Raw genomic sequence first — 12372 nt, 5'->3', positions numbered from 1 at the left:
CGCCATCTGGGCGTGTAGCGGTGATCGCGGGCGCCCCCCGCGCGGGGGCGTGGATCGAAACACCAGACTCTGGAGGCATGCGGGGCAGACAGGCGGTCGCCCCCCGCGCGGGGGCGTGGATCGAAACAGCGGCGAGAACATGGCGGCCAGCATCACGAGCCGTCGCCCCCCGCGCGGGGGCGTGGATCGAAACTCATAGAGCGCCGAGAACATGACGCGCAGCCAAAGTCGCCCCCCGCGCGGGGGCGTGGATCGAAACCTGATTCGGTGCCTGATGATGCTCGGGTCGCTCGTCGCCCCCCGCGCGGGGGCGTGGATCGAAACATCTAGAGCGATACGAATTGGCAGAACGAAAAAGGTCGCCCCCCGCGCGGGGGCGTGGATCGAAACGACATAGGACACCATGCCATCGCTGGTGAAGCCATGTCGCCCCCCGCGCGGGGGCGTGGATCGAAACGTGTTGGCACCCGCGCTGCTCGATGTGGCGGAATGTCGCCCCCCGCGCGGGGGCGTGGATCGAAACGATGGCGCTGCGCTGACCCGGCTGGTCTTTCCGGTCGCCCCCCGCGCGGGGGCGTGGATCGAAACGTGCAGGGCTCGCTCCTGCTGCTGCCGGGCACCTGTCGCCCCCCGCGCGGGGGCGTGGATCGAAACAGCGGTGCAGCGCGGGGATGGCAGTGTTAGATCGTCGCCCCCCGCGCGGGGGCGTGGATCGAAACACTTCATAGCCGCCGTTGGCTGCCTTGAAGATGCTTCGCCCCCCGCGCGGGGACGTGGATCGAAACTCCCTCCGCCACTGCGGACACCGAGACGACCAAGTCGCCCCCCGCGCGGGGGCGTGGATCGAAACATTCGCTCGCAAGGCATCGATCCCGCGCAGGTGAGTCGCCCCCCGCGCGGGGGCGTGGATCGAAACGATGCTCGTAATTGGCCGTGCCGCCGACTGCGCTGTCGCCCCCCGCGCGGGGGCGTGGATCGAAACATCGGCAAGCTGGATCAGACCACGGGTGCGACGCGTCGCCCCCCGCGCGGGGGCGTGGATCGAAACCCGGCTGGCATCGTGTCGGCCTCAGTCGTCGGCAGTCGCCCCCCGCGCCGGAGCGTGGATCGAAACAAGGCGGGCTGTCGCTTAGAACCGGGTCCTCGAATCCCCCGCGGGTGCAACAACATTTGGTTCTGCCGACGACCTCGCCACCTACGTCCTGCCCCATTTCCCAACCGACGCGCGTTAAGCGTTAGTCTTCGAAGGAACCGCCATGACCAAAGTTTAGATCGCCGCCGACCATGCCGATCGCGACGCGAGCATCGCGATCAACAGATCCACGACCGTGCTGCGACGCCCGCGTGTGCCGCACGAGATCTTCGCGACCTATTGGCGCGATGTGCACTGCCCGCTGTGTTCGCGCATCCCCGGGCTTGGCTGGTACGTACATAATCATCTGAACCGCCAGCAGGACGCGTATCTCTGGCCGACACTCGACGGCATCGCGCCGTTCGCCGACTATGAGCTCGACGGCGGGGTCGAGATCGGCTTCGCGTCGAAGGCCGAGCAAAAGGCGTTTAACGCCGCCAGCCGTCTCCTGTTCGCAGACAAACAGAACATGTTCGCCGCCACCATCGCCTATGCGCTGCCGACCGGATCGCGCACGCTGGTGGATCGCATGGCTGACCCCATTCCAAATGACGACGACGGGCTCGATCGCCTGCATGTCCATTTCGGTGCGGCGGGCGACAATGCGACGGGCTTCGGCGATTTTATGACCGGCTTTGCTGAGACGCTCGCGGCGGATCCGGCGGTCTTGAAGCTACGGCTGCATCTCCCGGATTGCTAGGACAATGCGAACCCCGCGCCGCCGGCACCCAATGTCGATCATCTGGTCCCTGCGGAACGCTCTCTGATCGCGGTGATCGAGTTCGCCTTCGAAACGCCGCTGACGCGCCGTGCCTTCTTGGATTCCGAGGCCTTCCGCGACACGCAGGAAGCGCAAAAGCGCCATATCGCTCCTGCGTCGGCGTTCGCGATCGGCGGGGTGTACACCTATGTCCGCGACAAGCAGCTCACCACCGCGGGGCTGCGCGGCAGTCGCCCGGCGCAGCTGATCGAGCGGCTTGGCGCCAAACCAGCTCACAAGCGATGTGCGCCAGCTGATGCAGGAAGGAAAGATGCCGTGTTCGTCGGACGCATGGCGGGCATTCTGCTATAGCGACGTAATCGACGATCGGCAGGCATAGCGCGACGTAAAGACCATCTGCGCGCAAAATCCTCGGGATGGTCGAGCGATTGCTGCCCGTCTCAAGCCAAGTGCTTACGATGCGTAAGCCGGCGGTGTCAGCGAAATGAACGAGGGTCCGGTTTCGGGAAGCGGACAGGGAGTGCTGAATGCAGGGTTCTGGATCAAAATACCCAGTTAGCTAGCGATCAATAGCAGGCGGCGCATCCGAGAAATCTAAAGGCTGATTTCAAAATGCCGGCGTTGCTCGGTCCAGCAGGTGGGCAATTTAGCGGTAAATGCGAGCCGCTTGGCATCGATCGTCGCTACCTGCCGACCTGCAAGCACATCGTCGACGACGGAAGGCGCTAGGAACGCCAATCGCACCACCCGCGTGACGTAGGATTTCATGACCCCTTCGGCGTCCGCCAGTTCCGTGATGGTAATCTCGCCACGCTGCAGCTGCCCCCACCAGCCGTGCGCCTTGACCAGAAGCCTGATCATCGACGCATCCGGGGGAGCGGCGGCGACGCTGCGCCCATCGTTCTGCACGAGCCGAAGCCTGTGGCCGGTGCGCGTTATCCTGACCGGGCAGGTGAGCGTGATCGGGGCGTCCGCCTCGGCTGTCGTCTCGACTGATAGGTTCTCCGCTACGGCTATGGTGTTGAGTTCGATCTGCAGCGTGGCGGGATGCACGATGATCTGCGCGACAAGCGCGCGCACCATCTGTGGCTCCCTGCGCCGTATCGTCGCCGCAGCGACGCTCGCTGCACAAAAGATGCGCTCTACGTCCGCCGGCGCGAGCGGGATACCGAGGTGCGCCAAGAGCGACATGGGATCATCGAATGCTGCCGCCAGCGCTTCAATCGTGGCGGTCTCGATCTCACGTGCCGGGATACGCAGGCCCTTGCCGTCACAGGTACCATGGTGGGCGGATTGGCTGACATAATAACGATAGCGCACCTTGCCCTTACAGGCATGCGCTGCAATCAGCTTTTCGCTTGCGTCGTCGACGATCAGTCCGGCTAGAAGACTACCGCTGGCGGTGTTGGACTTGCGCCGCAGGCCCGGCACATGTCCCGCCAGCAGAGTCTGGGTCGCCTCCCAAACTTGACCGTCGATGATCGGGGCGTGGAGGCCCTTGTGGCGTTTGTCACGGTGCGGGATCTCGCCAATATAGATCGGGTTTTTGAGGATGGCGTAGACCTGCCCCCGGCTGAACGTGGCGCCGCCAAAGGAGCGACCATTGGCCATCTGGCGTACCGGCGTGCGGATCCGCTCAGCATCCAGCTGATCGACCAGCAGACGAACGTTACCGATATCGAGATAGCGCTGGTAGATATCGCGCACGATGGCGGCATGCGCCTCGACGATCGTGAGTGTGCGACCATCGGGCCGGTAGCCAAGCGGCGGGAGACCGCCCATCCACATACCCTTAGCCTTGGAGGCCGCGATCTTGTCGCGGATGCGCTCTGCGGTCACCTCGCGCTCGAACTGCGCGAAGCTCAGCAGCATATTGAGGGTGAGCCGCCCCATGCTGGTGGTGGTGTTGAACGACTGCGTGATCGACACGAACGATACCCCGGCCTTATCAAACACCTCGACCAGCTTGGCAAAGTCGAGCAGCGAGCGGGTCAGCCGGTCGACCTTATAGACGACGATGATATCAACCTTGCCCGCGGCGATGTCGGCAAGCAGGCGCTGCAGGGCAGGGCGCTCCAGCGACCCGCCGGACAGGCCTCCATCGTCATAGATGTCGGGCAGGGCATTCCAGCCCTCGCTGGCCTGGCTCAGCACATAGGCGGCACAGGCCTCGCGCTGCGCGTCGAGCGAGTTGAACGCCTGCTCCAGACCCTCCTCGCTCGACTTGCGCGTATAGATCGCGCAGCGCACCCGGTTCATGCCGTCGCCTTCCGTTTGAGCCCGAAGAAGGCAGGGCCCGACCAGCGCGTACCGGTGATCGCTCGGGCGACCTCGGACAGCGAGTTCCACTCGCGACCATTCCAGCGGATCACATTGTCCTCGCCGATCGTCACGATATGCGCGGTACCCTGCCACTCGCGGATCAGCCGGGTGCCGGGGCGGGCCGTCTGGGTCACTGTCTTGGCTGCGCCCAATTGGGCGAGCCGTTGCCGACTGGCCCGCGACAGGCCGCCTAGCGCCCGCACCTGCAGCTCGTACCCTAGCGCTAGCCGTAACAAGCTCGGGCTGATCAATGGCGCAGGCGACGCCTTCAGGGCGCGCCACTCATCGCGTAGTTGCGCTGACGACATGGTCGTCAGCGCAAGCATCTTGTCCTCTACGCTCGCCATCACGCGGCCACCGCTGCGATGCGGTAGCAGGTCTGATCATCGCGCTTGGATTTGTCGATCTGGTAGCCCTTTTTGCGCAAGCCCGTCAGCGCAGCCCGCGTCGTGTGCGGCAGCCAGCCTGTCGCGGCGATCATGTCGGCGAGGGTCGCGCCCTCCTTGCGCCGGAGCAGTGCCAGTACGGCGCTGGCCTTGGTGACCCGCGGCGTATCCGGCTGGGCGGGGGAGGGGATCGAGGCATCCTCACCGACATCATCGCCACCGGCGATACCGATCGCGGCGTTGCCCGCGTCGGTGATGTACACGCCATATGCTACATTATCGTCGGTGCGATGTGTCGCCGCGTTGTCATGGGTCTCACGTTCCTCGGCGAGGCCGTGATTGAGCAGCGCGCTGATCGATTTGGTCAGGCGAGCGCCCGCGCTGCTCACATTTTCAGGGACGGGTAGCAGGCTGCCAGTGTGGCGCGTGGCTGCGCCGGACAGAAGGATGGTATCGAGGTCGGTCAATTTGATCATGATGACGGCTCTTATTCAAAGTGAGCAGCACCGTTGCTGCTCCCACCATCATCAGCCCCGCCGACCTGCGTCGGCGGGGCGGGGCGGCCTCACTGGGCCGCGATTCAGTACGCCGACGATTGCTCTGCTTGCAGCACAAGTCGAATGGTTTGTGGGGGAAAGGATGGTTCGACTCTGATGTTCGCTTATCCAGACAATCTGGAACCATTTCGCATCCACCCCGATGAAAAGGCCTTCAGTTTCAACCACCCAGCAATTCAATAGAATTTATTTAGTGTTAATTGGTATTCTAATTCAGTTACACGCACTGAGTTTTTAGTGTTCGGCTCAGCCAGGAATTGGAGACCATCATAGTGATATGGGCATCTGGAAAATGACTTGTGATCGACAGTCGCAAGCGCAAGCCGTACACCGCAACGGGCGCTACCTCACGCTAGACATGCATTGTCACCTCGGCGTCAGCGCTGCTGATGCGGTGGTTCAGGCCAGCTATCCCGGACCGCCACCCGGCATCCATGATTTCACCAGTCCGCAGACTGCCGCCGTGAACCGAGAGCAGTTCGTGGCGATTCGCTGCAAACTATATGGAATCGACGAACGTCTTGCCGACATGGACCGGCTGGACATCGACATGCAGGCGATCTCGCCCAGCCCCGGGCAGTATTTCTATTTCACCGATATCGATGTCGGGCGATCCGCTGCTCGACTGGTTAACGATGGCATCGCCGAGGCGGTCGCTTCGCATCCCGACCGGTTTGTCGGGATGGGCACAGTGCCGTTACAGGATGTCGATCAGGCAATCGTTGAGATGCGACGCTGCGTGCGCGAACTGGATCTGCGCGGGATCGAGATCAGTTCCAACGTCAACGGGCGCGATTTGCACGATCCGGTTTTCCGGCCGTTTTTCGCCGCCGCCGAGGAACTCGGTGTCCTGCTCTTCCTCCACCCGCTCGGCTTTACACATGCCAACCGGATGAGCGAATATTACTTCAACAACCTGATCGGCAATCCACTCGAATCGACGTTGGCGGTCGGGCATCTGATCTTCGGCGGGGTGCTCGATCGGTATCCCGGGCTGCGCATCTGCGTAGCGCATGGCGGTGGCTATCTGCCGAGCTATTGGGGCCGGATGGATCATGGCTGGCGCGCGCGCGCCGATTGCCGTGCCGATTGCCGGCATCCACCGTCCAGCTATCTGAAACGGCTGTGGTTCGACACGTTGGTGTTTGACACCGGCGAACTGGAGTCACTCGTGCGGACGCACGGAGCGGACCGACTGTGCATGGGCAGCGATTATCCGTTCGACATGTCCGAACCCGATCCGATCGGCTTTCACGCACTGCTTGGCGAGGAAGAACGCGAACGTATCCTCGGCCGCAACGCCGCTGCATTACTGGGGCTCATGGATAGCTGACCGTAAGATACGATGTCCGAACGAGCAATCGAGCGCGGTGATCGTTACGGATCAGGTATATCGATTTTGCTTAGTTGTCGCCAATGCCTATTCCCTTCTCAAATAATAAAACCTGGGAGGGGATTCATGAAAATGACTTTGCTGTGCGGCATCGCTGCGACCGCGCTCATCATATCGTCCAGCGCGGTCGCGCAGACCGTGGCAGGGGAGCCGCCGGTCGGCACCGGCCAGCCGGTTGCCGCCGGCCAGTCAACCGCGGCCGACACGCAAATATCCGAAGAGGGTATCCGCGACATCGTGGTCACCGCGCAGCGTCGCTCGGAAACGCTCCAACGCGCGGCGATCGCGGCCAATGCGGTCAGCGGTGAGCAACTCGTCCGCGCCGGCGTCTCCGATGCAACACAGCTGACCAAGCTGATCCCGGCGCTGACGGTGCAGCCGGTCGGCATCTCGTCGAGCTTCTTCATCCGTGGCGTCGGTGCGACGGCGATCAACTCGTTCCAGGAAAACGCCGTGGCCTTCTCGGTAGGCGGCATATTCTACGCGCGTCCCACCGCCCCCGCCGGTTCGTTCTTCGATCTCGACCGGATCGAGGTGCTGAAAGGCCCGCAGGGGACGCTATACGGTCGCAACGCCACCGGCGGCGCGATCAACCTGATCCCGCGTCGTCCGCGGCTCGGCGAATTCAGCGGCGATATGACCGCCGAATATGGCAATTACGATTCCAAGAAGATCCAGGGCGGGGTTAACATTCCGATCGGCAAGATCGCCGCGTTGCGCCTCGCCGGCCAGATCGTCGATCGCGACGGTTATTATTCTGATGGCTATGATGATGAAAAGGTCGAGACGTTCCGCGGGTCGCTGCTGATCGAACCGAGCGACCGCTTCTCGATGCTGTTTATGGCCGATTATACGCATCAGGGCGGCAAGGGCGTCGGCGCGGCGTTAGTCGCATCGCCGGCGACGCCCAACGTCCCCAATCTGCGCGACCGTGTCGGGGGCGCCGATCCCCAGATCACTGCGTTGCTGCAACAGCTGACGGTCAACACGTTCCGGTTCGTTCCGCCATTCTCGTTCCTGTCGCCCGATGCGCTCCGCAACTCCGTCACGGTGCCGCGCGGCGATGGTTTTCAGGACAGTAGCTTTTGGGGCGCCTCGCTCACCACCAACGGCGATCTCGGCTTCGCGTCGCTGACCACGATTCTGGCTTACCGCAAGAGCAAGCCCGACATCCTGACCTACGCACCCGGTTTCCCCGGGCGTTTCACCGAGAATGACGATCAGATGTCGGCCGAGGTGAGGCTGGCATCTCAGGGCGGCGGCCCGCTGCAATATGTGCTCGGCGGGTTCTTCTTTCACGAGCAACAGGATGGCTATAACAATTACAACCAGGGCATCCTGGCCAACACCGAATATTTCCCGCGGCTGAAGACCACCAGCCAGGCACTCTTCGGGCAGCTGACCTATTCCGTCGCGGACACGTTCCGGATCGTCGGCGGCGGGCGGTATACCAAGGAAATGAAGACGCTGACCGGTTCGACCCGGAATACCAGCTTCTTTGTCCCCAATCCGCCCAGCGTGCCGATCAACGGCGATCTCGATTTCAGCAAATTCACCTGGAAGGCGGGGGTCGAATGGGATGTCGCGCCGCGCTCGCTGATCTACGCGAACGTCGCGACCGGGTTCAAGGCGGGTGGTTTCTACCCTTCTGCCGGCACCAACACCTATCGCCCGGAAACGCTCACCGCTTACACATTAGGTTCCAAGAATCGCTTCCTGAACAACAAGCTGCAGCTCAATCTCGAGGCGTTCTACTGGAAATATAACGATCAGCAGATCAGCTATGTCGGCCCGATCGAGTCGACCCCGGGCAATTTCGCGCAGGCCGGCGTGACGGTCAATGCGGGCCGTGCGCGGATGTACGGTGCCGAGATCGACCTGTTGTTCCAGCCGACTTCGTCCGACACGTTCGGTGCGACCGTCCAGTACCTCAACGCGCGCTACGAAAGCCTGGTCTACAACGCGATCTCGACCAGCGGCGCACCGCTCGTCACGTCGTGCGCAGTACGCAACGACACGCGCACTGCGGCGCCACCGACGCGCTTGTTCGTCGTCGATTGCTCGGGCAAGCCCGGCGTGTTTTCGCCCAAATGGACCGCCAACGTGAATTACGAGCATCGCTTCACGCTTGGCAATTACGGGCTGACCGCCGGCGCGCGCACGCGGCTCGAAAGCGCCGCCTGGCTCAATCTCGACTATCTCGATTATCAGCGCCGCGACGCGTCGATGACCTCGGATGCGTACATCACGCTCAGCCCGACTGGCGAAAGCTGGTCGCTGACCGGGTTCGTCAACAATATCGAGGATAACGCGGTGTTTGCGGGCGGGCTGACGCGCCCGATTATCAACGCCTCGTTGCTGACGCTGCGTCCGCCGCGCACCTACGGCGCACGGGTCGGCTTCCGCTTCTGATGCGGCAGCCGAGCGAGTTTCGCCGCGGCTGGCCGGTGGTGCTGGTCGCGGCGTCCGGCGTCGGGCTGGGGATTGCCGGTCTGCTGACCTACACGGCGGGAATTTTCGCCAACGATCTGCGCGGCGCGATCGGGCTGTCGCGCACAGATCTCGGCTGGGCATTTTTCCTGTCGACGGTTACGCTCGCGCTCGCCCTGCCGTTGACCGGCTGGCTGATCGACCGGTTCGGCGCGCGCGGGCCCGCCGCCGCCGGCTCGCTTGCGCTGTCGGCGGGCTTCCTGGTGCTGGGCACCACGGTCCATTCGGTCGCCGGCTATATCGTGGTGATGGCGGCGATCGGGTTCTTCGCCGCCTGTTCCGCCCCCGTCGCCTATACTCGCGCGATAAGCGGCGCGTTCGATCGCTCGCGTGGGCTCGCCCTCGGCCTCACGCAGCTCGGCATCGGCGTGTCGGCGATGGCGGTGCCACCGATCCTTGCGCAGATCGTCGCCACGCAGGGCTGGCAGTCCGGCTATCTCGTCCTGTCCGGGCTTGCGCTGCTCGGGATCATCCCGGCGCTGTCGCTGCCGCCCAAGTCGCGCGACCCGATCCGGCCCGAGGGCGCCGACGTCGCCGGCACGCTCCGGTCGCGCGAATTCATCCTGTTGCTCGCGGCGTTCGGGATGATGGCGCTGGCCTTCGCCGGGTTGCTTCCGCATTTCGTGCCGATGCTGCGCGATGCCGGGGTCGATGCGCAACGCGCCGGGCTGATCGCCGGCGTGATCGGCGCTTCGGTGATCGTCAGCCGGGTGATCGTCGGCTGGCTTGCCGATCGGATCGAGGCCGCCTGGCTCGCCGCGGTCTGTTGCTGCATCTGCGCGCTCGGCTGCCTGACGCTTGCCTCGCAAGGCGCGACCTTCGCGTGGCTCGGCGCGATCGCGCTGGGCACCGCAATGGGCGCAGAGGCCGACCTCATCGGTTATATGACCGCGCGGCGCTTCGGCGTGGCGGGCTATGGCAGGCTTTATGCCGTGCAATATGCCAGCTTCATGCTGATGGCCGGGCTCAGCCCGTTATGGGTCGGCGCGCTGGCGGACAATAAAGGCGGTTACGCTACCCCGTTGGTCGTCGCGGCGATCGGCCTCGTGGTCGCCGCCGCAATCTTCCTGTATCTGCCGGCCTCGAAACCCCGCGCCGCGCCCGCGGGTTAGGCCGTCCCGGTCGGCACCGCTGCCACGCTCCTGAATTCGCCGACCAGCCAGGCGATCCCGGCATCGTTGGCGCGCGCGGCATGATATTGCACCATTTCATGCAGAACTGGCATGTCGAACGGCAACGGCTGCAGCTTCAGCTCGAACGGCGCGGAATAGGCTACCGCCAGCCGTTCCTGCAGCACTGCGATCCTGTTGGTATGCTGCAGCATCATCGGCACGCCGGAAAAGGTCGACGACGTCACCTCTATCCGGCGTCGATCGCGAAACGGCAGCAAGTGTCGCTCCGCAAATGCGATCGCTCGGCCTGCGCCGATGCTCACCGCGATATGCCCCAGCGACAGGAAGGCATCGAGGTCGATCGGCATATTCATCGCCGGGTTGCCGCTCCAGCCGACGACGACATGTCGTTCGTCCAGCAGCGGATAAGACGGGTGTGACGGGGAAACATATTCCTCCGGGCTCACGATCAGGTCGATTTCGCCGGACTCGAATTGTGCGATGCTTTGCGGCCCCGTCGGCCCGACATCCATGCTGATATGCGGTGCCCGCTCATGCAGGTTGCGCAGCACTGGCGCGATGAGCACAGATTGGATGTAATCCGATGCGTTGACGCGAAATCGTCGTCGCGAGGTCGCCGGGTCGAAACCGCTCGATGTGTCGATCAGCAACTCCGCTTTGTCGAGCAGCGCGCGCGCGATCGGCCACAGCGTCTCGGCATAAGCAGTCGGGATCATCCGCCGCCCGACCAGCACAAGCAATTCGTCAGCGAAATAGTCGCGCAGTCGTGCCAGTGCCGCGCTCACCGCTGGTTGGCTCAGGTTTAGCCGCAGCGCGGTTCGCGATACGCTGCGTTCCTCGAGCAACGTATCAAGCGCGACGACCAGATTGAGATCGAGACCCTTGAACCGCATGGCACGCCTTGAATAACTTCTGGTGATGGATCGCGATCAGTCTAATCGATTTCACTGACCAGTAGCAAGATTCTAGTGATGGCATGATCAAGCAGTTCAGTCGCAAGATCGCCCGACAAAGACGGCGACGCGTTCGGCAAAGGGGTAGGCATCGTGGATATCGCAGCATCTCGGGACGGCACTTCTACTGGCCAGGCGGGAACGCGCCACGGCGTGATCCTGATGGCGGCGGCGATCATGCCCGCCATGGCGATCATCTCGCTTGTCCCGGTCCTGCCGCTGCTGTTGCGCGAATTCGCCGATGTCCCAGGATCGTCCGTGCTGGTGCCGATCGCGATGACCGTCCCGGCCTTGTGCGTCGCGATCTTCTCCCCCGCTGCCGGATGGCTGGCCGATCGTGTTGGGCGCAAATGGCTGCTCGTTGCCGCATTGCTGCTGTACAGCGTGATCGGCGTGGTGCCGTTCTTCCTTCACGATCTGCACTGGATCGTCGCGTTCCGAGTGTTGATCGGCCTGACCGAGGCCGTGATCACCACCGTCGCGACGACGTTGCTCGGCGATTATTATACCGGCGAGCGGCGTGAACGGTGGATTGCGATTCAAACAGCCGTGGTCAGTTTCAGCGCGATCGTGTTGATCGCCGCCGGTGGCGTCTTGGGAGAAATCTTCGCGTCCCGCGGGCCGTTCCTGCTGTATCTGCTGGCGCTCCCGATCGCCGTGGCATCTGCGATATCGCTGTTCGAACCTGCTCTGCCCAAGATATCGTCAGACGACAGCGCCTTTCCGTTTGCGCGCGTTCTGCCGATCATCGCGATCACCCTCGGCGCTGCCTTGCTCTTTTACACGATCTTGATCGAACTCGGGCCGATCCTTGAAACCGCCGGCACAGTGTCACCGGCCGCGATCGGCGGGGCCGGGGCGGCCGCCAATCTGGGCGTAGTCGTTGGTTCGCTGCTGTTCCGTCGTTACGCCGCGGCCAACCGCGCGACCTTGCTCGCGGGCGGGTTCGGGCTGGCAGCCATCGGCTACCTCGGCGTGTCGCAATCCGTGGGGTTCTGGCCGATCACATCGTTTGCAATCTTGAGCTGTATCGGTGGCGGCATCCTGCTGCCGACGTTGCTGACCTGGGTGTTGCAGATCCTCCCGCCGAATTGCCGTGGGCGTGGCACCGGCCTGTGGAGCGGGACGTTTTTCCTCGCGCAGTTTCTCGCGCCGTTGATCGCAGTCGCCTTGTCGCAGGCGACTGGTGGGCTGAAACCGGCATTGGCGATATTGGGGGTGGGTGCCGCCTGCGCGGTGATCGCCGCGATCCTGTCCCGCCGCCGGTCGGCCGTTACCGGCTGAA

General features: G+C 63.5%; 10 protein-coding genes and 1 CRISPR repeat array. Of the genes, 6 read left to right on the top strand and 4 right to left on the bottom strand.

The window, feature by feature from the left end:
* Window positions 1-29: 29 nt before the first annotated feature.
* Window positions 30-1114: a CRISPR direct-repeat array (repeat unit 32 nt; unit sequence GTCGCCCCCCGCGCGGGGGCGTGGATCGAAAC).
* 214 nt (window positions 1115-1328) lie between these two features.
* Together ABC969_RS12995 and ABC969_RS12990 are read left to right on the top strand one after the other, a co-directional pair.
* The gene (locus ABC969_RS12995; protein ID WP_345865454.1) at window positions 1329-1832 is read left to right on the top strand and encodes an EthD domain-containing protein; all 504 of its coding nucleotides are present in this window, start codon (window positions 1329-1331) and stop codon (window positions 1830-1832) included.
* A gap of 72 nt (window positions 1833-1904) precedes the next feature.
* On the top strand, window positions 1905-2204 hold the full coding sequence (locus ABC969_RS12990; RefSeq protein ID WP_345865453.1) for a hypothetical protein: 300 nt from the start codon (window positions 1905-1907) through the stop codon (window positions 2202-2204).
* A 243-nt stretch (window positions 2205-2447) separates the two neighbouring features.
* Here the strand turns inward: ABC969_RS12990 and ABC969_RS12985 are convergent, their stop codons facing one another.
* Genes ABC969_RS12985 through ABC969_RS12975 form a run of 3 tightly spaced genes read right to left on the bottom strand, consistent with a single transcriptional unit; the run spans window position 2448 to window position 5037 of the window.
* Entirely contained in the window at window positions 2448-4112 is a 1665-nt protein-coding gene (locus ABC969_RS12985) for a recombinase family protein (RefSeq protein WP_345865452.1), read from the bottom strand.
* Window positions 4109-4522, bottom strand: a complete 414-nt coding sequence (locus tag ABC969_RS12980; protein WP_345865451.1) for a DUF2924 domain-containing protein — start codon at window positions 4520-4522, stop codon at window positions 4109-4111. Before ABC969_RS12980 ends, ABC969_RS12985 begins: the two co-directional genes overlap by 4 nt.
* Window positions 4522-5037, bottom strand: coding sequence for a DUF3489 domain-containing protein (locus tag ABC969_RS12975; protein ID WP_345865450.1), 516 nt, complete (start codon window positions 5035-5037; stop codon window positions 4522-4524). Before ABC969_RS12975 ends, ABC969_RS12980 begins: the two co-directional genes overlap by 1 nt.
* A gap of 358 nt (window positions 5038-5395) precedes the next feature.
* Between ABC969_RS12975 and ABC969_RS12970 the strand changes: the two genes are divergently transcribed.
* From ABC969_RS12970 to ABC969_RS12960, 3 genes are all read left to right on the top strand, one after another.
* Complete coding sequence (locus ABC969_RS12970; RefSeq protein WP_345865449.1) at window positions 5396-6451, top strand: amidohydrolase family protein; 1056 nt, start codon at window positions 5396-5398, stop codon at window positions 6449-6451.
* Between the two features lie 126 nt (window positions 6452-6577).
* Entirely contained in the window at window positions 6578-8923 is a 2346-nt protein-coding gene (locus ABC969_RS12965; protein ID WP_345865448.1) for a TonB-dependent receptor, read from the top strand.
* Window positions 8923-10113 (top strand): MFS transporter, encoded by a 1191-nt coding sequence (locus ABC969_RS12960; protein ID WP_345865446.1) that lies wholly within the window; start codon window positions 8923-8925, stop codon window positions 10111-10113. The genes ABC969_RS12965 and ABC969_RS12960 overlap by 1 nt, the downstream gene beginning before the upstream one ends.
* On the opposite strand, the gene ABC969_RS12955 is transcribed toward ABC969_RS12960, so the two are convergent.
* Window positions 10110-11027, bottom strand: a complete 918-nt coding sequence (locus ABC969_RS12955; RefSeq protein ID WP_345865444.1) for a LysR family transcriptional regulator — start codon at window positions 11025-11027, stop codon at window positions 10110-10112. The genes ABC969_RS12960 and ABC969_RS12955 overlap by 4 nt on opposite strands.
* 153 nt (window positions 11028-11180) lie before the next feature.
* Here ABC969_RS12955 and ABC969_RS12950 point away from each other — a divergent pair, with 153 nt between their 5' ends.
* A complete protein-coding gene (locus ABC969_RS12950) occupies window positions 11181-12371 on the top strand; it encodes an MFS transporter (protein ID WP_345865443.1) in 1191 nt (396 codons plus the stop codon).
* Window position 12372: the final 1 nt, after the last annotated feature.

This window comes from Sphingomonas qilianensis (assembly GCF_039614825.1).
Classification (GTDB): Bacteria; Pseudomonadota; Alphaproteobacteria; order Sphingomonadales; family Sphingomonadaceae; genus Sphingomonas; species Sphingomonas qilianensis.
This window is presented reverse-complemented; position numbering and strand designations above follow the sequence as displayed.